The organism is Metallosphaera yellowstonensis MK1, from assembly GCF_000243315.1.
In the GTDB taxonomy this organism is placed as follows: Archaea; Thermoproteota; Thermoprotei_A; order Sulfolobales; family Sulfolobaceae; genus Metallosphaera; species Metallosphaera yellowstonensis.
The window spans coordinates 914,169-934,743 of the sequence record NZ_JH597761.1 but is presented as its reverse complement, the minus strand read 5'-3'; the positions used below and the strand labels follow the sequence as shown (position 1 = coordinate 934,743).

Sequence of the window (20,575 nt, the reverse complement as noted above, 5' to 3'; positions counted from 1 at the left end):
CTCCTATGATCAACGCATCTACCTTATACATCTTCCCGGCATTGAGGAACTTCTTAAAAATTACGTCGGATCCGTGAATGTCGGTGGTGAACATGATCTTAAACAAGTTCGAGATTGAGTCCTTGTTTTCTTAAATAGACCCACAATAACTCTGTTGTGGGTCTTCAATTAAAAGTTGATTCCCGTAAAATCTTATGAAAAGAAGTCTTAGAAATCTTATGAAGGGCCCAAACTCCTAAAGGGCTGTGGAGATAAGTTAAAATGGTTTGCGTCAATAGAGTTAACCATGGTTCTAGTGATCCTGGTGAGACACGGCCAAAGCGTCTCCAATATCCAAAAGATTCTGTCCCACGACACCAACAACTACCCTTTGACTGAAGAGGGGAGGGAACAAGCTAAGAGAGCGGCTCATGAGCTCAAGAAGTTGAGGGTGGACAAGATCTTCACCAGCCCAGTCATGAGGGCCTATCAAACGGCTCAATTGATTGGGGATGAGCTAGGACTGGTCCCAATAATAGACGAACGACTGAGGGAGAGGTGGCTTGGAGAATTGAATAACAGGAGGTTCGATCCGAATGATCATTGGAAGTTGAAGATAATGAGGGGACAATTGGAAGTGAGAGATCTGGAACCGTGGGAGAGCTTGAAGAGGAGAATTTTAGAGTTCCTTCAGTCTTTACCGGAAGGTCAAGTGGTTGTTGCCGTAAGTCACTATGACCCCATAAGGGCAGCCTTAGGTCACATCTTGGACTTAGACGACATATCTGCACACGGTATCTCGGTCCCCAATGCTAGCTTCACATTCATAGAGAGAAACTCCAGCAACTTCAAGATCTTGTCAATTGGTTCCCCTGCCATATCACCACAACTGTTATCTAAACTCAATAGATATGTTATTAAGGCGAAGTAAATTGGTTATGAATTCTCTTCTTTCACGGTTTATACTATCTAGGATAGCGGTATTAGGTCTTGTAATATTTCGTTCGATGCTCTGATGTATGACTTCCGAATTTAATTCGGAAATAAAATGCTTGGAAATAATATGGGATATACAATTTGTTAGTGCAAGACCTTTTGCTGTCTTGGAATAATGGGGTCCCCCGTACACCAGGATAACGTTTCTACAATCTACCTCGTTGACCCCCTCTATCCCTCTTAGTACCGACTCCACGAATCTGTTAACTAATGTCTCATTCCTCCAAATAGTCTCGTCACTACCCACCTCAGCGAAGATCACGGGTACTCCCCGAAGTGTAGGTCCATGGTGGGTTGCCTCAATCTCTACCTCTACTCCTAGGTTCAGTTTCCTTAACTCCCTGAAAATCGAAGTCAGGAGCCTGGGATGTGCTACTCCCAGTTGCCTGGGTTCACCTCCCATGGGAGTCCCTCCTGGGTTTCCCACATGATGTACCGTAAGGGTGGGGATCTTACTGGAACTCTCGTGCCTGGAGAGGACCACGATGACGTCTCCCTTGGAGTAAGTGAAGTCTGTTACGTCCTCTTCCACTTCATCAAAGCCGTAACCAAGCTTCTTTACAGTCTGGCCCACCGGATCCTTCTTTGATACTAAAACTGAGACTTTCATCCGCATTCAACTCGAGAAACTCGCGTTAAAGGTTAACTCGCTGGGGTAAGCCCAAGACCTTTAGAGTCTCTCTTGCCAGATGTGGGGCCAACGCCCATCCGAACCTGAACCCAGTGGCGATTGCCACATTGCTCAAGGGCCTCATCAGTAATGGTCTGCCGTCTGGAGAGACTGCCCTGAAGCCGACCCTCACTTCCCTGACTTCCAGTGTAACTCTCAAGTACTTCTTGAACACTTGGACTGTTCTCTCTACCTGGCTATTATTTACGGATGGATCTGAGGACTCCTGCGAGTCCCCGTTCAAGAGTGCAGATTCAGGCCCTTCCACCCCCAACCTGTCCTCTAGCATGAGGATGTTCCTCATTCCGAGCTTGCCTGCTTCCACCACGTGCCCCTTAAGCGGGCGAACATTGATCCCGAAGTTCCCAAGCAGGTTCAAGGGATCGTGCCCCAACGTCAAGATAACGTGACTCCCCCAGATCCTCCCGCGGTCGGTTTTAACGCCTGAAACTACTCCCTCTTCCCTTAGCAACCCCACAACCCTTGCCCTAACGAACTTCCCGTCTATCCTCTCCATGAGCGCGTTAAGGAAATCGTCTCCTTGTATAAATAGACCTTCCCCCACGAGCTCCCCGTCGTGACCTCTGAGGAGGGGCTCCAACTTCCCAACCTCTTGAGAATCAAGGGTCTCCCCTCCCCTCGGGGGAACCCTTATGACGGCCTTGAGAGAACAATGAACCTTGAATTTCTCGCACATTATCCCATAGTACTTCATGGAGGACTCACATTCCCCTCTCAAGTCACCGCACAGGTTCGGAATAACGGTCCACAGACTATTATGGGAGTTCGTCCTTCCTTTGCCCATATCCACGAGAGTCACTGGGCCTCCGTACAGGTAGGCCGTCAAAAGACCTGTTATCCCTGCTCCCACTATCACTGGGTTGTCCATGATACATTATTTTTGTTTCACCAATATAAACTTTTTAAACTCTGTTGAGTTAATGTGAGATATGAGCACAGAAAGGGATCCAGAACTAGAGGCTCTCCTAAGGAAAAAAATTAAACAGATGATGAGCGAAAACAGGAACATGGAGAAGGGAGGAGAAGTCGTACACCTGGACTCTGAGAACTTTGATAGCTTCCTGAGGGAGCATAAGATCGCTGTCGTTGACTTCTGGGCCGAGTGGTGCGCCCCATGTTTCATCCTCTCTCCAGTCATCGAAGAACTAGCCAAGGATTACCCTCAGGTTGGTTTCGGGAAGGTTAACTCAGATCAGAACCCCCAGATAGCAGGCAGATACGGAGTGATGAGCCTCCCCACGGTCATCTTCTTCCGTGACGGAGAACCAGTAGATGAGGTAATAGGAGCAGTACCAAGGGAGGAGATAGAGATAAGGCTGAAATCCTTGCTGGGCGAGTGAAATGAAGGCACTCCTCATAGGCGTTGACGGACTGAGTTATACTAGCTTCATGAAGTGTAACCCTAGATTCCTCATGAGTCTGTTCGGGAGTACCTTCCGTGGCGTGGTAGTGAATAGGAGACCTCAGACCCACGAGAGTTCTTGGCTCTCAGTACTGGGAATGGACTACTCTGGAAAGCCGAATGAGGGAGTTCCTGAACTGGCTAAGGCCACCGGGGCGACGTTAGTGAACGTGCCTATTTCTGACCCTACCACTGGGATAGTGAGTTTAAAGATTCATGAAGTTCGACTGGAGGACGAGCTCAACCAAGTGACTGAAGCCGTACTGGAGTCCCTAAACAGGGGGCCGGTCATAGCTGGTATAGTGGGCCTGGACGTGGAACTGCACAGAGGTTCTTTAGATAAGTGTAAAGCCTACTCCATGGTCGATTCTGCCCTGAGGAAAATGGTCAACGCAGCTGACGAGTTCATCGTGTTCTCCCCCTTCGGGGAACCCAAGGCTCCGTCAGAATCTGAACACGAGGAATACGGAATCTATCTCTCCACGGTACCTAGGCCCTCCGAGCACGAGACCGTCAAGCTTCCAGAAATAGGTCTGCTGTTCAGGAAGCTCGTCGGCTGAATCCTTTCCCGCATGAGTGTACACGTTTTCTCGAAGGTTCGGGGTTGGAAGGCCTACGTGAGGATGTGAACGGATAGTCCTCGCGGTTTAAATATACGTCACGGGCACTGATTCAATGACGGTCACGGAATTGTAAGTGTAACCGAGACCCCTAGGTTGAAGCCAAGGTTGATGATGTAAGTCTCTGCCCAGTAGGCTGTCCTTACGGGTAACAAGTGTCCCACACCCTCAGGGTCTTACACCAACAGTTCCTGTGGGCTCCGCCCTCCAACTGGAAATTCCATGAGCAGTCGGAGCGGACTGGTAGTGCCTCTTCTGTCAATAATCGGATGGAGGCAAGGTGGAGCCACGAAGCAGAGAGCCTCGTGCGTGGTTAAGGCAGTCCACCAAGAGTCCTGAAGAGTCGTAAGCGGAACCCTTTTTACTTCAAGGGTTTCATCGCCCTCTCTTTCCCAGAACATTCAGGGAGCATACAGTTCTCAGCGTATTGTCCTTAGATCTTTTCCTCTATACCGTTGAGCGTCAATTACCTCTCACCGATCTCCCTGTTGTAGAAGGGGTATAGGGCCAATATCACGGCATCCTTGTATAACCTCCTCCTATCGATAACCTTGGAGAGAATCCCAACTGCTCCCTTATGATATTTGGAGCCAACTCTGCCGTAAACCAGGTCCGTAGCCTCTCCCAGTTCCTTGCCTTCAAATAGTTTTGAAGCTAAGGAAGGAGGTAGGACGAACCAGGGAGAAGTGGAGAAGTTCTCTGTGCCGTCCCTCCCTACCGCGTATATCACAGCGAAGGCCAGCACTCTGTTCCTCTCTACACATACCCCTCCCTCTATGCCCACTCCTATGTCGCAACCTTCCTGGAGGGACTTCAAGGCCCTGTTTCTAGCTCCAGAGTAGGTCTCGTGACACCACGGTTGTGGTGACACTTCCGAGTCCACACTCAGAGTCTTAACCTCAGCGTTGGGTAAAACCTCCATCAGGGCCTCTCTCACTGCCTCCACCTTTACCCCGTTTGTTGAACCAACACAAACCAACATTTTTTACTCCCCTTGCCAGTTCGTTATCCATGGTCACAATTAAGATTGGTGCACTGGCAGATTCAGGTGACCTCTACCCTTTCATTCCCATGATGGAGGGTTGGGTGAGGGAGGAGGGTCTTAACCTGGAGTTCGAGGTGATACCAACAGTTCAGGACGTAAATATGAAGGTACTATCCAAGGAAGTTCACGTTTCTGTACCCTCAGCCGCCATGTACCCTTACATTCAGGACGATTACTTTATCCTAGGTAACGCCGTCGCCACTGCCATAGATGGAATAACGGGGATGCCCATCCTCTCAGCTACCAAGATTGGAATAGAGGATGTGAAGAACTCGGTCCTGATAGTCCACGGCCCCAACACCACTGCCTTCACCCTGTATCGTCTCCTCATAGGAAAATACAAGAGGTTAGTCATCATACCTAGAGTTCTTGACGAGATCAAGGCATTGGGGAAACAGGGCGACGTATTGGTGGCAGTTCACGAGATAAAGATGATGTACGCCCTGAAGAAGCTGGGTGTAACGCCTAACGTGGTGACGAGTATGTGGGATATGTGGCGTGATCGGTCTGGAGGTTCTCCTATGCCCATGGGTATGGTGGTGATATCCAAGGAGTTAGGGAGAGATGTGGCAGTGAAGTTCAGACAGCTGTATGAGAGGAGCAAGAAGTTCGCGGAGAAGAACTTAGAGAGGGTTATACCCAGAGACCTTGAGATAATGAGCGAGTCTCAGGGAGTTACCATGGATAGGGAGGTGGTGGAGAAGACCATTTGGGCTGACATTCAGGAGTATAATGTCCCAGAAGATCAGGTAATGAAAGGCTTACGGACCTTCTACAACATGACGTTCGAGAGGGGTGTCCTTCCCAAGGTTAAATCCTTGGACGTCGTATAATCAAACTCTCCTGACATACTTGAAGGATCTTGGAGCGAACAATATCTTCACTTGATCCCTGACTTCCTCTAGGGCCTCCGCCACTTCTCTCAAGTGGGCCTCCGGCATGAACAGCTCTATGAGATAAAATGTAGCCTCGTCTCCTCTCAGGTGGGCTACAAATCTTATGAACGGAAAATATTGAAAGGCTTCTTTCACTTCTGGATTTAACGTTATCACATCCAGAAGGAACTCCCGGCTTCCGTAATCCACAACGTAACTTTGGATCAGGCCTTTACTGTTCGCCTCCCTCAGTACATCAGTCATAGACTTGGGAGACCTCAGGGTAGAAAAATCGATTGGTTCAACTTCTCCCTCATATTGGAAATCATGGACAAGGGGAGTAGCCTTGATGGAACCGTCATAGTTCCATGTGTCTGTATCGTAGTCATAGGTCTCTGGGATGCCAGAAAAGTTCTCGAAGCGTACTACCTCTACGCCCTCCTTGTCAAACAGAAAGGAGAAGTCGGTCTTTACGCTTTTCCTAGTGTAAATTCTAGAGCTAAACTTCAGCTTCATGAACCTATTGGCTGGAATGGGGGTGAAAGACAAACCCTTGATCCTGGACAGGAGGGACAAGATCTCGTCCTGCTTCAACTTGGTGAGCTCACTCAACAGAGGTATGTCCGGGCCCACTCTTCTCATTAATCGTATTAGCTCTGGGAACTCCAACTCCCCTCACCTCCTTCTTCAGCCTATCAACCTTTGTCGGGACTGCCCTGACGTCTATCACGGCCACGCCATCGAAGGTTTGGACTATCCTTTCGGCCTTTTTCTTCTCCTTGTAGACTTTAGATAGCGGAGTTTCGGAAGGCATCCTTACTATCACATGGATCATATAAAATGATCCCAGCCTCCTCACATACACCCTCGCTACGTTGAACCCATAGCTGGAGAGTATCGTCTCAATCCTCTCCGCCAGGGGACTATTACAATTCGCTCCGACTAGGGAGAGGATAGCCTCCTTGACCTCTCTGGCGGTGTCTACGAGTATAAATCCGACTATGGTAGTTACTATGGCTATTGTTAGGAAATAGTTCCCGACAATGATTCCAACCCCACTAAGGGCCTCCAGGACAATGTCGAGCTTGCTGTGTAGCATGTCGGCTCGAACTAGCTGGAGCCAGTTGTACCTTCGCTCTAAAAGATATATCCCCAACGTGACAAGACCTCCCGCCCAGGCCAAGGACGAGAGCCACGACGGTGTGCTAGCCTCTCGGCCAAAGCTCTGCAAGAGAACGGAGACGGAAAGGAAGAGTATTAGAGCAGACACCATGAGCATAGCCAGGCTCTCCAGGTTATAGAGACCTAGCGGGAACCTTTTCGTTCTCCTGTAGATCACCTTGAGTAATACGGAGAATAGAAAAGCTGTCAAGGAGTCTATGAACCCATGATAGGCGTCCGCAAGAAGTATATAAGACGAGAACAGGTTACCGTAAATGATCTCTAAGATGGAGAGGGGTAAAAGCACTATCCCTGAGTAAAGGAACACTCTGGAGGCGGAGTTTAGCTTTTCCGTCGGAATCAAGCCACATCACCACTCCATCCCTACCCATGTATAATTAGAGCGGATATTAATAAATGGAAAGGTGGGATGGGAACGGTCTATTCGGTCGACTATGTTAGCAGTGTACAGGTTCAATCGAGAAGCTCATCGCGAGATCTCCGAGCTTCGTAGACCGCTTTTTGCAGCACCAGGTATGGAATTTTCTCTTGGATACGGGCCTTAGGTGAGGTGAAATCTAATAACCACTGTTACAGTCTGTTTACTCTTCGGGATTTGAGAAACCTATTTTAGATTGGAGCTCTCACCTCGAGTCTGCTATGGTTAACGTAGTTAGTAGCGTTTTTATAAAAACAATAAAAGTAACTTTTATAACCTCACGGAGAGACCCATATTCATGGCCGAGAAGAAAGAGATAAACGGTCTCCTAGATCTTATAAAGGCACTCTTTGCGGACGACAACTGGTACTTAGGGGGTTTCATCATAGCTCTAATACTCTTCATCATCTACGATGTAATAGCCTTCACACCACATTGACCTTCCTCTATTAAACAAATCTACAATGGTTTTATAAAGTGTTGAAATGTACATAATCATGGATAAGAGTTGCCAAGGGTTAACATAGCGGCTGACAGTGACCTAATCAGGGAGCTGGAAAAGGAGGCTAAATCCAAAGGTTACACAATATACTCTCTGACGAACTTGGCCTTGAAGGCCATGTTGGAGATGATAAGGAGTGGAGAGGACTCCACGAAGCTCCAAGACCTAGTGGAGCTACACAAGATATTCAAGGACTTGGACGTGATACCCATAACCTCCTGGTATATAGAGAGCCTGGCCAAGCTGGCATACGAAAAAGATCAGAAGGCCTTTCAGACCATATGCGAAGGGGCAGGCCAGCAATTGGCCTCATACCTGAAGTCCAGGGCCTCTAGCCTTGAAGAGCTTCTGGTAGTTTACGAGGGAGTGAAGTCTGCACTCCCGATCAAAGACATGAAGATCAAGAGAGTAGACGACGATATGGTAGAGCTGAGGCTGACCGGTACTGGGTTCAGCCTTGAGTCTACGTTCTGTGCCTCCATGGTCCTAAAGAAGATCCTGGAGAGCTACGACTTTGAGACCGTCGAGCTGGTCCCCTCTCCGGGCGGAATAATATACGCCAAGGCTAAGTATCAGCCCAAATGACTCAGAGAACACCCACAGAGTAGCCTGCAGATGACGTTCTGAGTCTCTAAGACGTGTTCACTTATGGATACCGTTTCCCTAGCTAGTAACGTCACCTCCTCTGAAAACTCTCCATGAGGAAAGGCCCCTACTCCGAGGAACGCTTTCTCACCGCATAGCGTCCTCACGCCTCTCCTCTCTCCCTCCTCATGGAGGAGAACTAGTCCTCTCTCCTCCACTAGTTCTTTCAAGCTTATGTCAAGCAACTCCATGAGCGGATTACCCCGAGGGGGAACTCTTCCCTCGACCAACAGTTGTTCCATCAGCCCTACAAATCTAAGGTAGTTTTTTGGGGGTCTCATCCTCCTGTCTACCCTTATTATTTTCGACTCCAACGTGTGGATGTAGAGGTCACCCCTGAAGCTCGGTTCGCTGAGTAGGAGAACGAGGGATGAATGGAGTATATCTGGCCTACCTCTCTTCTCCCTGTTTGGTAAGTAAGTCATGGCGTGGTAGTGAAGGGACTTGTCTAGTAAGGTTCTCCCTGGATCCTTTCCGAACCTCTCACTGTTCTTAATCACGCTTGGGTGATTCCTTATGGAATCGGGCACCAGTTCTAGGGACGCATCTAACAGTATTATATCCATGGTTCTTTATTTCTACTCGAGCCAAGAAAGTTATGAATTTTATGAACAGGAGGGCAGTCCTCAGGAGATCCATGGAACTCATAGATAGGGCGGTCAGGTTAGCTAATGAAGGTGATCTTTACCTGGCGAGGGCTTACGTGAAACTAGCCGTAGAGTACTCCAGGAAAGCTCAGGTGAAGTTGCCGAGGAAGTACAAGGGAATGTTCTGCAGAAGGTGTTTCGTACCACTCATTCCTGGGATTACCGAGAGGAGGAGGATTAAATCAAAGATTTTAGTAAGGACATGTCTATTGTGTGGATGGGTGAGAAGATACGACACGAAGAACGTGGAGAAGCTTAGACGAAGTTCGATCTCAGGGGGCGGAGGTGAGGATAGGGAAGAAAGGGGTAACAGAGGAACTGAAGAGTGAGATAGCCAGACACCTGAAGGATCACGGTCTAGTTAAGGTTAAGATCCTGGACAAGACCTTGGACAGGGAAGAAGTGGCCCGTAAGGTTGCTGGAGAGGTAGGGGGAGAACTTATAGAGGTGAGGGGAAGAACCTTCATCCTGAAGTCCGTTGATAAGGACTGAAGTGATAACCTGTAGAGGACATCCCAACGTCCTGGCAAAACATAGGAGTACACTTGAGGTTACAACTGAAAATTTCCTCACCTTGAGGGGAGACTGCATAATCTGCGTGGAGGCAGACAAGAGTGCCAGTTCGTTGTCCTCTGAGGTAAAGGAGGTTCTAAGATCGGAGGGATACGGATACTTGTTAGTGTCTACGCAGAACTTCACCGAGCTGGTCAAGGGCAGGGGGAGTGCCGGACTGACCATGACTTCGACGGTAAAGATGATCGTGAGGAAGTCCTCGTTCATCTCGGACGCCACGATTCTAATAAAGGCCGACAAGTCCGCTGGTGATCTAAATAGGGATTTGGTGAGGGAACTGAGGGGAGGAGTGGTCAGAGTCTTCTTGGTGGCATCGGATCTCCCTCTTAGCAATGATGAGGTCCTTAGAGTACTCATTGACTCTTTCCCAACCCTCCTGGGGAGGGCCCAGCCTGTAGACGAGTAGTGTGCCTCTAGTCACCCTACAGAGTTCCCCGATGAACCTATCTATCATTGACGGATTGTCCCCTATCACCAGCTTGAACACTGCGTCCCTGAAGGGGAGGAAATTAGCGTCGTAGTGGACCAGGTCCACCGTGAACTTGTTTCCGTTCAACCTGATTGACTTAATAGCCATGATTAATCCGTCTAGGTTGAGGTCACCTGCTACCACGTATGCCCCTCTCTTGGCCATATGGAGGGCAAAGGCCCCGTACCCCGTGAAGGCGTCGAGGACCAAATCTCCTCTATCTACTCTCTCGGACACCTTCATTCTCTCTATTGCCAAGGAGGGATTCACATATACCTTCGAGACGTCTACGAAGAAGGAGATCCGTCCCTCTACGAAGGAGGTGGTCGTCTTTCCCTCCCCTGCTATAGGAATCAACTCCCCCAACCGCAACTCCCCGACTACTCTCCTCTTCAGAAAGACACTCCTCACCCTGGGAACAAGTCTGATTATGGCCTCACCTACACTCCTCGGATCCTCTTTTCCCTTATACGACACTATGGCTATGTCGCCTATCACATAGAACGAGGAAGCTCCAGGTATCACTTCGTTGAGCCTCTTTGTCCTGACCTCCAGGGGATTGCACTCCACCACCTCGAGTTCTTTGGTCGGCTCAGACACTGGAACCAGTAGGAATTCGCCGTCCCTCCTTACCTCGTAACCCCTCAGGTTCTTTATCCTACCCTTCCACTTCTGAAACTCCCTCCTAGGGACCTTTGCACAGAGCGTAAGTGCTCACCTCCGTCACAAACCTTAGTGACAAGGGAAGTTGCCCACAGATTTACCATTGGAGTTGAAGAGTTAAAGTTTCACTCTCCTCAGGCAGGCTCAAGGTAAGCCCTTGAACCGTCGAGTCCTGTCTTGCGTGAAGATGTCCAGCTTTTAATCTTTCAATTGGAAGGAAAAGGGGAGATAGGCTCTATCCTGTTGGGCTGCAGGGAGCGTCACGACCAACTCACGGTAAAGCTAGGTGAGCGCTGGAAGGCTAAGTCCCCACATAGGATCACGTAGTGAACACAACAAGAGAAGTGAAAGTGTAGGTTCACGAACTGAAGAAAATTCTCACTTCTTGAACTTATCCATCTCAGAGCTGTGGCCAGCGAAGACGGAGGCGTTCGGGTCGATGTACTTCTTTGCCATACTTGCGGCCACTGCAGCCTGACCGAACCCCACAGCTATGAGAGCCAGCTTGGGTGCCCCTTCCACAGATGCGATATCCCCTACAGCGTAAACCCCCGGTAAGTTGGTCTCCATTTTCGGGTTCACCACTATATCTCTTCCCTTCATGTTTAACCCCCACTTAGTCATGTTACCCAGATCCCCCTTATGGCCTATACTTATTATCACTGCATCAACATCCAACGTCTTCTCCTCCTTGGTTCTGTTATCAAATATAACGGCCTGTGTGACCCTCGTGCCATCTCCCCTAACTTCCTTCAGCTCATGCCACGTGTAGACCTTGGCAACCTGAAACATTTCCTTAACGCTCCTCTCGTGTGCCCTGAACTGATCCCTCCTATGTATTAGCGTGACTGACTTGGCAATAGGTGCTAGGGTGAGGGCCCAGTCTACTGCTGAGTCTCCACCACCTACTATTAACACTCTCATATCCTGGAAATCCTTCTTCCTCCTTACCGTGTAGTACACTCCCTTACCCTCATAATCCACTTCCCCTTTGGCTCCTAACCTACTGGGTGTTATTTTCCCTATCCCTGCCGCTATCATTACGCTCTTGGCCTTATATTCCCCACCTTTGTCGGTCTTCACGACCCATATGCCATCTTGAGTCCTCTGAAGCACATCTGCCCACTCTTTGGTCCTCACGTCTGGTGAGAACATCTTAGCCTGCTCTATGAGCCTCTGGGCGAGCTCATAGGCCTGGATTCCCGCGAACCCTCCCACGTCGTAGACCATCTTCTCTGGATATAGAGTCACGAGCTGTCCTCCCAGCTCGTCTTGTGAATCTATGAGGAGAGCCTTCATGTCCCTGAGCCCTGCATAGAACGTTCCGAAGAGACCTACAGGACCTCCTCCTATAACAATAATGTCGTATTCTCCCATGCTAACCAAGAGAGTGACAAATTTATACTATTTAAACTTTCCGACAACAATCATGAATAGTAGGTCAGAGGTGTACATTTCTATAAACAGAATAAAATTCAGGAAAACGCTTTAACCTCGAGGAGAGACATGTCAGCGGTGCCTGAGTCTACCCTTTTACTGATTGGCCTTCCTGCCCCCATTCTTATGTTGCTCTGGTTCAGGTATTACAGGAAGCTCTTAAAAGGAGCTTTGGAGTATCCTGGGGACTCGTTTACGGAAGACAGAATCCGCATTCCGCCGTCCCACAGTGTGAAGGTGAGGATAAACGGGAAGTGCACCATCGTGATTACCGGTGTGAATAGTTGGGCGACCATAAGGGTTAACGGAGGGCCCAGGCAGAAAGTTTACAAAGTCAGGCTTGTGAACGCCACAGGCGAACTGGAGATAGTTAATGAGAGCAAGGTATTTCACATAGATGTCTACCTTAGGTGCGGTTCCTGAGGGTGAGAAGAAGTAGGAGGGGCAAGAGCCCCGCCACGGAGAGGGCTATCCAGGCAGAGAATCCGAGAAAACCTGCAAGAAACTCTAACCAAGTTCCAAAGAAGATGTTCAATGAGTTGACTTCAGCTAAGGTTACGCTGGAGTTCACCACTCCTCCCTCTAACGCCACCATTGAGTAAAGGACTGAGATGGCCATCTCGTTTGAGATCCCTAGGATCGCGAGTCCTAAAACGTAAGCGGGGGTATAAAGTAAGAGGGGAGAAAGGGAGGTTAGAACTGATGAAACTAACAACAACCTCATCCTGCTGAGTCTGTCTCCCAATCCTCCTAGGCTTCCACCTATTGCGGAGAATAGTAGGAGAAGACTCGTCACTGCTGAGCTGGTCAGTAGCTCGCCGTGTTGGTAAAAGACGAGGAACGAGGGGAAGAGTTCTCCGACGGCGTAATAGACACCCCACACCCCAGCGGTTGAGAGACCAAGGATCAAGACCCTTCTGTTCTTCACAGATGACCAGGATGAGGAGTTGTTGGGGAGTCTCAGGTTCAGAAGGGCTGAGAGCAGGGTGAGCACTCCAACAGCCACGCTACCTAAGGAGAAACCCAAGTACTCATCCACCACGCCCCAATTGAGTCCCACGATACCTCCTACACAGAAGAGTGAGTTATATAGACCTAAGGCCAGGGACACCCTCTCCTTGTTGAGGGACGAGATTATCGCTCCCCCTGATGAAAAGAAGAATGAGGCTCCCACACCGCCCAAGGCGTAAAAGAGCAACAGGAGATTGAAATTCCATGCAACTGAAAGCAAGAACGAGGAGGCTGACATGATCACCAATCCGAGGACTAGGGAGTTCCTCTGGCCTATCTTACTTCCCACAAAAGCTGCGGGGAGCTGCATGATACCTGAGCCCAGGAAAAAGGATAAAGGGATGAGACCGGAAAAGGTCTGTGGTTCGTGAAACCTAAATATCAGCTCTGGGATCTCCGGAGCCAAATAGAACCAGCTCAGTGCATAGATCGCCCTAGCAAAGAATACGTTCAGTCCACGAATCATGACTGGTCAATTATCTACTGGGTAAATATCTCCATCGCAGTGAAGAGTTTTAACTTTCTCTGTTCTCTTATCCCCACACCATGAAGCTGAAAATAGTGGCCAAGAACTCACAGCTAGTTGAACCCATAATTTCTAGAATCAAGGACGCCTCAAAGAGACTTGGTATTACTCTAGTGGACGAGGGTGAGGAAGTCGTGATGGCCGTAGGAGGTGACGGAACGCTCCTAAAGGCTATAAAGTTAGACAAGCCAGTCATAGCAGTGAAGGCCGGGAGGAGAGGGTTCCTCATGGATGTGGAACCCTCCGAGGTGGAGGAAGCTCTGGCTAAACTGTTGTCTGGGGAGTACTTTAGGGAAGAGTACGACTTACTCAGGTTGAGATACCACGGAAGGAGTCTGGACGCCTTCAATGAGGTTGGGGTATTATACGATGAACCAGAAAGTATCTTGCTGTCCCTGGATTTCATGGGAAACCACTTCGTTATGGAGGGCGATGGCGTCCTTATATCCACTCCCCAGGGATCCTCCGGTTGGAGCATGTCGGTTACAGGTGTATACGTCCTGAGTAAAGGGGTTATGGAGGTATCTTTTGTAGGGCCGATACTCTCTCCGCTTAAGGCGCTGGTGATACCAGGAACCAACATCAAGCTGAGACTAGAGGACAAGGGTCACAGACAGAAGGCGAGGCTAGTCTCAGACGGTGACATAGTGGACTACATCTTCACAGGAGAAGAGGTAACGATCGAACCTTCACCCAAAAAAGCTATTATCCTGAGATTTAAGAAGGTAGACCCGCTTAGAGGTATAATACCGTGGAAAGGGTAGTGTTCGACACAGCGGGCTTCTTTGGAGGCCTGCAAAACTCGTTTGAAAAAGTTTACACTACTCCTCTGGTGATAGAGGAAGTGAGGGACTCCTCATCTTTGGGGAGCCTTTCTTTCTCCATGATAACCAATAAGGTAATAATCATGGAACCGTCCCAGATGGCCTTAAGGAAGGTAGATCAAGTACTGAGGGAACTCAACGAGAGGAGCTTGTCTAAAACCGATAAATCTGTTATAGCTCTGGCTGTGGACTTGAGCCCGGCCGTGGTGTTCACAGACGACTTTGCAATTCAGAACGCCCTCATCAGATTAGGAATAAGATTTCAGCCTGTGAGGCTCGGGAGAAAAGCAGAGGAGGTCAGGAGTTACTCTTATGTCTGTAAGGGATGCGGTAAGGTGTTTAAGGAGCCTGTAAAGAGCTGTGACGTCTGTGGTGGTGAGGTCAAAAAAAGTGTAGCCAAGGTGTTTCAGAGGGAAGGATAGTATAATTTGTCATAATACAACCCGTTAATCTAGAAAAGCTTATGTTCAATTAAAACAAAACTTCTTGATGCTGGACAGTGCCAGCCTCATAGAGGCCTTAGCCAAGTGCGGTCCCAATCCTAACTCTCTCTCTGACTTCCTCGGAAGACCTTCCCTGGAGATAAAAAGGGAGGTATCTCAGTTGGTGACGAGAGACGGGCTCACAGTATTCCCAGCAGTATATTCCGAGGGTTTAGGATTGAGGAAGGTGTTTTTGATGCTTGAGAACGCCAAGATCAGCTACGACGTAGCTAAGGGGTTTCTCCATCCGATCATGAGCATCTTCAGAGGGGATTTGGAGGAAAAGCTGTTCTCCGTGATAGCCTTCGCAGATAGAACCTTAGAACAGGAGATCAGGAGATTGAGCGAGGTTCTGGAGCCTACCTTCTCCTTGGTAGGGGAGATCCCCGAAACCAGAAAGTTCATCAGGGACCCTCACTGTTACGATTTTGGTAGGCATAGATGGCTCTGTGAAGATAAGGTTGAAATGAAACCTGGGGCAAAACTTTCGTCCCCGGATCAAGAGGACGTGTGGGCAGTGACGCAGATTCAGGCAAATCCATCCCTGAACATGAAGGTGATACCCCACAGGTGGCACGTCAGGAAGGTCGTTATTGGTTTCATGTACGTTCTGGGGAAGACCTCGCTGGTCGTACAGGCCCTGACCAAAGAGGACATGTCTTACGACGTACCAGAGATCATCTGGACGGCGCGTGTCCAGGATTTCTACCTCTCCGAGATGCACGTGGACAAGGAGGGGTTAGAGAAGGTAATGGAAAAGATCAGACCGGTATCTGTCAAGATCATAGTTTCTCCCAAATCTCCTAGGTTCGCCCTAGGCTATACGATTCCGTATGAGGTTTTCAGGAACGGATCGTGGAGCTACCCGAAAATCAAGATCACTGTGGGGACTAGTAGTACTTGAAATGTTCTGTGGAAAGTTTTTCTCGATGAGTCTTCCCACTAGGTCATGGAAGAGCGTGGAATCCTGGAGCCCTCCTGCCCTGATCCCCTTGCGGACTCTAAAGGAAATATAGTGGCCCTAGTACATGACTCTACCGAACCTAGGGCGGAGCTTTCTGCATCCCACTTTTCCAGCTCATGTGCTCAATCAGGAGCCCGTTTTAACTCGGGTAACACCAGTTATTCTACACTCATGTGAAACCCTGAGATGAGGGTTTTGTAGATAGTTAGGTGAGAGTTCTATGAGGACTTTGAGACTGTGACGCTTCTACGTAACTACTCGTTATTTTTAATCACTTCTAAATATCGTTTTAATTAATGCTTTGTGGATCTCTTCAATTTATTTCATAAACATGATACGATACACTGAGGATTTTTCAGTAGTTAATATTTCAACGTCATTCGCGAGCTCAAACCTTAATACCCAGAGCCCTACCGACTACATAATTAGCTAAATGGACCATCCATGCGTAAGCCCAGAACTTGAGCTCAGCCTCAACCACTTGCCCAGCAAAACTTGTAGCCCTAACAGATTCCCCAAAGGTGCGCTTCACGGCAGAGAACAGGGACTCAACCCTCCACCTAACACCGTAACCCTTCTCCTCCCTCCAACGTTCATAGCCCAACCTCTTGAACTCGCGCACAGCCTTCCTCCTAGCGGGATGACCGCGCCTAGCGTTCTTCCTAGGTGGGACAACTACCTCAACTCCCGTCTTGTAAACCTCGTTGGCGTCGTAAGCCTTATCCCCATAAAACTTCCTGACCTTCTTCCCCTCATCCTGTAAGTCCTTAGTCTCGACTGCAGCCTCGACCTCGTCGCTCGTCACCTCAGCGCTTACTACCTTGAACTCGTCCTTCTCCATAACCACTTCGATCTTGAGGAACTTTGAGTCCCTGGTCTTACCCCACTTTGCAACGACGTATTGTCCTCCCCTTGTTGTGCTTATTCCAGTACCATCAGCTATCACTTCTAGCTCGTCACTCGCTTCGGGGAACGTTACGTCCATGTTCCTCACCCTTTCCCATATTGTCGAGTAGTCTAGGCTTGTCGGGATGACCTTCAGTCCCTCCAGTGCTCTCAATACCCCTTCCATTGCCCTGTAGGGTAAGAACAAGTGCAGGAACGCTAGGAAGTCGTTGAACTCCTTTGGTGCCTTGTAGGTTTTCTTGGCATTCCTATTCTCTTCCTGGAGTAATTCCCACCAGTGTTGGAAGACGTAGAAGGGGAACATTAGCTCGTATCTCGTTATGACGTTCTCGTCGTACTTGTGCCAATCCCTCTTGTACCTACTCTTTCCCTTGTGCTTACTCTTTCCCATGGGTAATACTCGATGTAATTAGTTATAAATTTTTGTATAATTATGAAGTGACCCACAAAGCATTTAATTAAGTAATGTTTATATAGTATTACCGAAGTAGTTTTTATTGATGATCCCCCTAACTGATGACGGGCACTGCTCACGAGGTTTGGGGAGTGATAAAAGTGTGGATGGGAGGGTAGCGGTGTTTCCCTCGACTAGCCCCAATGAGTTAAGGGTGACTGTGTATGATCCCTTAAGAGGGGTGCCCGTGGTGGAATTAGAAGTAATTAAAAGTAAGGAAAAGTTACGCCACGGGTAAACACGATCGCGAACTACCTTAGAGGGGCTTCGTCTACCTCTCGAACCCCTGAAAGGTTAAATTTTAACCCATCATTAGGAGTGTGATGACCCTTGAGTCAAGAACAAACTCTGGTTGAAGGCTTCATTCCTCCCTTGACCGACAGAGGGGATTTCCCCATTGGAGGTCGATAGGATGTACCACCTTAGGGACGAATTTCCCATAGTTAGAGAGTACGTTTACCTAAACCACGCCGCCATATCTCCCACTCCAACCTTTGCGTTATTTGAGGCCTTCCGATACCTTTATGAAGTCTCTCAACACGGAAGCCTCCACGTCAATAAGGTAGAGGAGGGAGATTTCGCTAACCTCAGGAAAAAGATGGCTACCTTCATTAACGCGGAACCTGGGGAAGTCTCATTCGTCCCTAACACCAGTTTCGGCGCAAACATGGTTATACACGGGTTGAACCTGGGGAAGGGAGACGTCGTGCTCTCCGACGGCTTAGAGTTCCCCTCCACCGTATATCCCCTCTACAAACTTGCCCAGAGGGGCGTAAACGTCAAACTGGTTAGGGCTTCCCCTGAGGAGTTAGAGGACAGGCTGGTCGAGGAAATAGGGGAGGGCGTGAAGTTAGTTTCCGTAAGCCACGTCAGTTTCAACACTGGAGTCACGCTCAATGCCAAAAGGATCGCTGAGGCTTGCAGGAAGGTAGGGGCACTCCTCCTCCTGGACGTCATCCAATCGGCCGGAGCTCTGAAGTTGGACGTGAAGGAGATGGGAGCTGATTTCGTAGTTGCAGGAGGGTACAAGTGGATGATGTCACCACAGGGATCTGGATTCCTCTACGTTAGGAAAGGGTTAGTTCCTGACCCTCCCCTTTACGGGTGGAAGAGCAGTTCAACTTACATGGAGTTCAACGCCGAGAAGTTCAGTATTGAGGAGGGACCTAGGAGGTTTGAGATAGGAACCATAGACGTAGCTGCTAACCTGGCCATGGCGAGTGTGGCAGAGAGGTTGACTCCCCTGAGAGATGAAGTGGAGAGGAGAGTACGGGAACTCTCTGGGCACGCAATTGACGTAGCGGAGGACTACGGATTGGAGGTCATTACACCCAAGGACAGACGAGCAGGAATCGTGGTAGTGAAGGTAGACCAGCCGAGGAAAGTCGCTGAGGAACTCCTGGCCAGGAGAATAGTGGTCTCCCCTAGAGGGGAGGGTATAAGGATATCCACTCATTTCTACAACACAGAAGACGAGGTAGACAAGGCCCTGGTTGCGATAAGCCAGGTGAGAGGGCGAGCTCGATGAGAGGTCCCTCAGGATCTCGACCACACGCACTTGAACTGATCTCCGAAGGCTCGGGGACTTAACGTTGGCACCCTCTTGAAACCATGAGTTGAGGTATTCATGGAGTTCGGTCGTTGAAACTACCTTGAGCTCTGGCCTTTCGCGACATGATGGCGTGATAGGCCTCCTCTAGGTCCTCCATGATCCTTACCAGAGAGGCGTAGAGGAGGGCGTCATCTTCCTGATTCACCACATCGATAATATCCAAGATCTCTTGGGCCAAAGACGTGCTTATCACTCCGAACTTGACGAGGTTCCACATTACGTCATCCCCACCTACAAGGGACTTCCCCTCTTGTTCCACTAAACTTAACATCTCTGTCACGGCTTTCCTGACCCTCGATCTTAAGTTCTGATCCTGAAGGAACTCAACTAGAGACAGCTTGGTCGCGGCCTCGACTTGAGAGTAGAGGTCTCTGAACATAACACGTCCTGTGATACTTACACAGGTTTAGAACTTTTGTGCTGATCTAGTCATCTTTCGGATGAATACTTGTGCCTAGTCGAAAATGAGCGATTCAGGTTTCCTTTGACGATCTATTTTATTTAACTCTTGATAGAGTAATTAATCGTTAATTAGTGTCGACTTAACGGTGGTAAGGTAGAATTGGTACAATGCAATAGCACAACATTGCTTTTCGCGATGGATCTGTGAATCGCCCCAGGATGAATTACTTGAATCGTTTCAACTTTACTCAGACTTTTTCGAGGAGGTGATTTTGGGTCTACCGTTCAGGGCGTGATAACTCACTTATGGCAGATTAGGTCTTCTTCAGGTAGGTTATCAGCAACTTCAACCAAGGTCTTTATACTTCTTAAGACTCTTAGGGGCGAGGCGTCTTCGAGCTCGTCGTGCACAGGGACTTCCCCTTGAAGGTGAAGAGGGTATTGTGAGGCTGAGCAGGTGGGAGGGTTGTACGTCTCGTTCGTGGTCTACCACGAGTTCCAAAAGTTCCCTGGGAAGAAGGAGGTAGTCCCCCCCCCCGGGACGTCGGGATAGGGAAATCGCTCGTGACCTCGGACTCTGACCAACATGGGGAAGGCACTCGAGAGCTGAGGAAGGTGTACGGGGACCTCTCCAGGAAGGAGTTCCTGTCCAAGAACTGGTTCAAGACGAAGGTCAAGGTAGCCTAGGCTTACTAGCGCTTGAGGGAGATGAGGGACGTGAGGTTGGGCTAACACTTCCCCGGGAGGTAGGACGTGGTCGTAATGGGGGACGTTCAAGTTAGGCAACTGGTGGGTAAGTCCTCATGGAGGATGAGGCTCCGCGACGTCGCGTTCCACGAGCTCGAGACCGTCCTGAAGTACTGGGTGGAGAGGTACGGCAAGGAACTGGTCCTCGTCGAACCGTCGTGTGACTCCAAGGCCTGTGCTGGGTGGGGACACGTGAAGGACCTAACGTTGTGTGACCGCGTATTCTCCTGCACCAACTGCGGTTAGGTAACAGACTGTGAATAAAACGCTTCCCTGAACGTGCTCAAGAGATCGGGACTGTGGCCTGTAGTGCCTGTGGAGCTCCGCCCTCTACCCGTGGTCAAACACTACGGGCAAGGCAGGAGAGGGGGCAGGAAATCCCGTCCGTTACGGTAGACCCAAAATCATATTATGAAAAATAACTCCAGCAGGATAATATCGATTCATGGCAGATAACAGGATTTATAAGGGTATTAAGAATTCAGTTGAAGAAAGGTTTAAGG

Annotated in this window: 27 protein-coding genes and 1 pseudogene; 17 read left to right on the top strand and 11 right to left on the bottom strand. The window is 49.1% G+C overall.

The features are described from left to right. The first annotated feature begins 286 nt into the window (after positions 1 to 286). Complete coding sequence (locus tag METMK1DRAFT_RS05660) at positions 287 to 910, top strand: 2,3-diphosphoglycerate-dependent phosphoglycerate mutase (RefSeq protein WP_009071616.1); 624 nt, start codon at positions 287 to 289, stop codon at positions 908 to 910. Here the strand turns inward: METMK1DRAFT_RS05660 and METMK1DRAFT_RS05655 are convergent. Both METMK1DRAFT_RS05655 and METMK1DRAFT_RS05650 read right to left on the bottom strand, forming a co-directional pair. Then, the gene (locus METMK1DRAFT_RS05655) at positions 872 to 1,585 is read right to left on the bottom strand and encodes a D-aminoacyl-tRNA deacylase (protein WP_009071614.1); all 714 of its coding nucleotides are present in this window, start codon (positions 1,583 to 1,585) and stop codon (positions 872 to 874) included. The genes METMK1DRAFT_RS05660 and METMK1DRAFT_RS05655 overlap by 39 nt on opposite strands. Before the next feature lie 25 nt (positions 1,586 to 1,610). Then, positions 1,611 to 2,534 (bottom strand): NAD(P)/FAD-dependent oxidoreductase, encoded by a 924-nt coding sequence (locus tag METMK1DRAFT_RS05650; RefSeq protein ID WP_009071612.1) that lies wholly within the window; start codon positions 2,532 to 2,534, stop codon positions 1,611 to 1,613. A 61-nt stretch (positions 2,535 to 2,595) separates the two neighbouring features. On the opposite strand from METMK1DRAFT_RS05650, the gene trxA reads away from it, so the two are divergent. Both trxA and METMK1DRAFT_RS05640 read left to right on the top strand, forming a co-directional pair. After that, complete coding sequence (trxA, locus tag METMK1DRAFT_RS05645) at positions 2,596 to 3,006, top strand: thioredoxin (protein WP_009071610.1); 411 nt, start codon at positions 2,596 to 2,598, stop codon at positions 3,004 to 3,006. A 1-nt stretch (position 3,007) separates the two neighbouring features. Further along, on the top strand, positions 3,008 to 3,628 hold the full coding sequence (locus tag METMK1DRAFT_RS05640; RefSeq protein ID WP_009071608.1) for a hypothetical protein: 621 nt from the start codon (positions 3,008 to 3,010) through the stop codon (positions 3,626 to 3,628). Positions 3,629 to 4,154: 526 nt separating this feature from the next. Here METMK1DRAFT_RS05640 and METMK1DRAFT_RS05635 read toward each other — a convergent pair. Beyond that, positions 4,155 to 4,670, bottom strand: coding sequence for a DUF84 family protein (locus METMK1DRAFT_RS05635; protein WP_009071606.1), 516 nt, complete (start codon positions 4,668 to 4,670; stop codon positions 4,155 to 4,157). A 29-nt stretch (positions 4,671 to 4,699) separates the two neighbouring features. Here METMK1DRAFT_RS05635 and METMK1DRAFT_RS05630 point away from each other — a divergent pair, with 29 nt between their 5' ends. Then, on the top strand, positions 4,700 to 5,566 hold the full coding sequence (locus METMK1DRAFT_RS05630; protein ID WP_009071604.1) for a menaquinone biosynthesis family protein: 867 nt from the start codon (positions 4,700 to 4,702) through the stop codon (positions 5,564 to 5,566). Here METMK1DRAFT_RS05630 and METMK1DRAFT_RS05625 read toward each other — a convergent pair whose 3' ends face one another. Together METMK1DRAFT_RS05625 and METMK1DRAFT_RS05620 are read right to left on the bottom strand one after the other, a co-directional pair. Continuing rightward, complete coding sequence (locus tag METMK1DRAFT_RS05625) at positions 5,567 to 6,277, bottom strand: hypothetical protein (RefSeq protein WP_155812302.1); 711 nt, start codon at positions 6,275 to 6,277, stop codon at positions 5,567 to 5,569. Then, positions 6,213 to 7,133, bottom strand: a complete 921-nt coding sequence (locus tag METMK1DRAFT_RS05620) for a cation efflux transmembrane domain-containing protein (RefSeq protein ID WP_009071600.1) — start codon at positions 7,131 to 7,133, stop codon at positions 6,213 to 6,215. The genes METMK1DRAFT_RS05625 and METMK1DRAFT_RS05620 overlap by 65 nt, the downstream gene beginning before the upstream one ends. A 373-nt stretch (positions 7,134 to 7,506) precedes the next feature. On the opposite strand from METMK1DRAFT_RS05620, the gene METMK1DRAFT_RS18145 reads away from it, so the two are divergent. Then, positions 7,507 to 7,647, top strand: coding sequence for a hypothetical protein (locus tag METMK1DRAFT_RS18145; protein WP_009071598.1), 141 nt, complete (start codon positions 7,507 to 7,509; stop codon positions 7,645 to 7,647). 69 nt (positions 7,648 to 7,716) lie between these two features. After that, positions 7,717 to 8,295 carry a hypothetical protein gene (locus METMK1DRAFT_RS05615; protein WP_009071596.1) on the top strand — a complete coding sequence of 193 codons (579 nt, stop codon included), beginning with the start codon at positions 7,717 to 7,719 and terminating at the stop codon, positions 8,293 to 8,295. Here the strand turns inward: METMK1DRAFT_RS05615 and METMK1DRAFT_RS05610 are convergent. After that, positions 8,283 to 8,921, bottom strand: a complete 639-nt coding sequence (locus METMK1DRAFT_RS05610; RefSeq protein WP_009071594.1) for a 16S rRNA methyltransferase — start codon at positions 8,919 to 8,921, stop codon at positions 8,283 to 8,285. The genes METMK1DRAFT_RS05615 and METMK1DRAFT_RS05610 overlap by 13 nt on opposite strands. A gap of 32 nt (positions 8,922 to 8,953) precedes the next feature. Between METMK1DRAFT_RS05610 and METMK1DRAFT_RS05605 the strand changes: the two genes are divergently transcribed. The 3 genes and pseudogenes from METMK1DRAFT_RS05605 to METMK1DRAFT_RS16285 form a co-directional block, all read left to right on the top strand. Then, entirely contained in the window at positions 8,954 to 9,331 is a 378-nt protein-coding gene (locus tag METMK1DRAFT_RS05605; protein ID WP_009071592.1) for a ribonuclease P protein component 4, read from the top strand. Next, positions 9,288 to 9,494: a YhbY family RNA-binding protein gene (locus METMK1DRAFT_RS16290; protein WP_009071590.1), complete on the top strand. Its 207-nt coding sequence runs from the start codon at positions 9,288 to 9,290 to the stop codon at positions 9,492 to 9,494. The genes METMK1DRAFT_RS05605 and METMK1DRAFT_RS16290 overlap by 44 nt, the downstream gene beginning before the upstream one ends. A 1-nt stretch (position 9,495) precedes the next feature. Further along, a pseudogene (locus tag METMK1DRAFT_RS16285) lies at positions 9,496 to 9,807 on the top strand (DUF371 domain-containing protein); the annotation flags it as partial. 21 nt (positions 9,808 to 9,828) lie between these two features. On the opposite strand, the gene METMK1DRAFT_RS05595 reads toward METMK1DRAFT_RS16285, so the two are convergent. Further along, positions 9,829 to 10,614, bottom strand: a complete 786-nt coding sequence (locus METMK1DRAFT_RS05595) for a methyltransferase domain-containing protein (RefSeq protein ID WP_245544563.1) — start codon at positions 10,612 to 10,614, stop codon at positions 9,829 to 9,831. Between the two features lie 471 nt (positions 10,615 to 11,085). Then, positions 11,086 to 12,084, bottom strand: a complete 999-nt coding sequence (locus tag METMK1DRAFT_RS05590) for an NAD(P)/FAD-dependent oxidoreductase (RefSeq protein WP_009071584.1) — start codon at positions 12,082 to 12,084, stop codon at positions 11,086 to 11,088. Between the two features lie 129 nt (positions 12,085 to 12,213). Between METMK1DRAFT_RS05590 and METMK1DRAFT_RS05585 the strand changes: the two genes are divergently transcribed. Then, positions 12,214 to 12,567 carry a hypothetical protein gene (locus METMK1DRAFT_RS05585; protein WP_009071582.1) on the top strand — a complete coding sequence of 118 codons (354 nt, stop codon included), beginning with the start codon at positions 12,214 to 12,216 and terminating at the stop codon, positions 12,565 to 12,567. Here METMK1DRAFT_RS05585 and METMK1DRAFT_RS05580 read toward each other — a convergent pair. Next, positions 12,551 to 13,621: an MFS transporter gene (locus METMK1DRAFT_RS05580; RefSeq protein ID WP_009071580.1), complete on the bottom strand. Its 1,071-nt coding sequence runs from the start codon at positions 13,619 to 13,621 to the stop codon at positions 12,551 to 12,553. The two genes, METMK1DRAFT_RS05585 and METMK1DRAFT_RS05580, sit on opposite strands and share 17 nt — an antisense overlap. Positions 13,622 to 13,701: 80 nt before the next feature. On the opposite strand from METMK1DRAFT_RS05580, the gene METMK1DRAFT_RS05575 reads away from it, so the two are divergent. From METMK1DRAFT_RS05575 to METMK1DRAFT_RS05565, 3 genes are all read left to right on the top strand, one after another. Further along, positions 13,702 to 14,445 (top strand): NAD(+)/NADH kinase, encoded by a 744-nt coding sequence (locus METMK1DRAFT_RS05575; RefSeq protein WP_009071578.1) that lies wholly within the window; start codon positions 13,702 to 13,704, stop codon positions 14,443 to 14,445. Next, the gene (locus METMK1DRAFT_RS05570) at positions 14,433 to 14,927 is read left to right on the top strand and encodes an NOB1 family endonuclease (RefSeq protein WP_048087446.1); all 495 of its coding nucleotides are present in this window, start codon (positions 14,433 to 14,435) and stop codon (positions 14,925 to 14,927) included. Before METMK1DRAFT_RS05575 ends, METMK1DRAFT_RS05570 begins: the two co-directional genes overlap by 13 nt. A 67-nt stretch (positions 14,928 to 14,994) precedes the next feature. Continuing rightward, positions 14,995 to 15,891 carry a hypothetical protein gene (locus tag METMK1DRAFT_RS05565; RefSeq protein ID WP_009071574.1) on the top strand — a complete coding sequence of 299 codons (897 nt, stop codon included), beginning with the start codon at positions 14,995 to 14,997 and terminating at the stop codon, positions 15,889 to 15,891. 448 nt (positions 15,892 to 16,339) lie between these two features. On the opposite strand, the gene METMK1DRAFT_RS05560 is transcribed toward METMK1DRAFT_RS05565, so the two are convergent. Then, entirely contained in the window at positions 16,340 to 17,248 is a 909-nt protein-coding gene (locus METMK1DRAFT_RS05560; protein WP_009071572.1) for an IS5 family transposase, read from the bottom strand. A gap of 109 nt (positions 17,249 to 17,357) precedes the next feature. On the opposite strand from METMK1DRAFT_RS05560, the gene METMK1DRAFT_RS05555 reads away from it, so the two are divergent. Next, a complete protein-coding gene (locus tag METMK1DRAFT_RS05555; protein WP_009071570.1) occupies positions 17,358 to 17,549 on the top strand; it encodes a hypothetical protein in 192 nt (63 codons plus the stop codon). 174 nt (positions 17,550 to 17,723) lie between these two features. Next, positions 17,724 to 18,839 carry an aminotransferase class V-fold PLP-dependent enzyme gene (locus tag METMK1DRAFT_RS05550; protein ID WP_009071568.1) on the top strand — a complete coding sequence of 372 codons (1,116 nt, stop codon included), beginning with the start codon at positions 17,724 to 17,726 and terminating at the stop codon, positions 18,837 to 18,839. A gap of 97 nt (positions 18,840 to 18,936) precedes the next feature. Here the strand turns inward: METMK1DRAFT_RS05550 and METMK1DRAFT_RS05545 are convergent, their stop codons facing one another. Further along, positions 18,937 to 19,302, bottom strand: a complete 366-nt coding sequence (locus tag METMK1DRAFT_RS05545; protein WP_009071566.1) for a hypothetical protein — start codon at positions 19,300 to 19,302, stop codon at positions 18,937 to 18,939. Positions 19,303 to 19,889: 587 nt separating this feature from the next. Here METMK1DRAFT_RS05545 and METMK1DRAFT_RS19455 point away from each other — a divergent pair. Continuing rightward, positions 19,890 to 20,012, top strand: coding sequence for a hypothetical protein (locus METMK1DRAFT_RS19455; protein WP_281034083.1), 123 nt, complete (start codon positions 19,890 to 19,892; stop codon positions 20,010 to 20,012). A 75-nt stretch (positions 20,013 to 20,087) separates the two neighbouring features. Further along, a complete protein-coding gene (locus METMK1DRAFT_RS15550) occupies positions 20,088 to 20,318 on the top strand; it encodes a zinc ribbon domain-containing protein (RefSeq protein ID WP_009071562.1) in 231 nt (76 codons plus the stop codon). Positions 20,319 to 20,575: the final 257 nt, after the last annotated feature.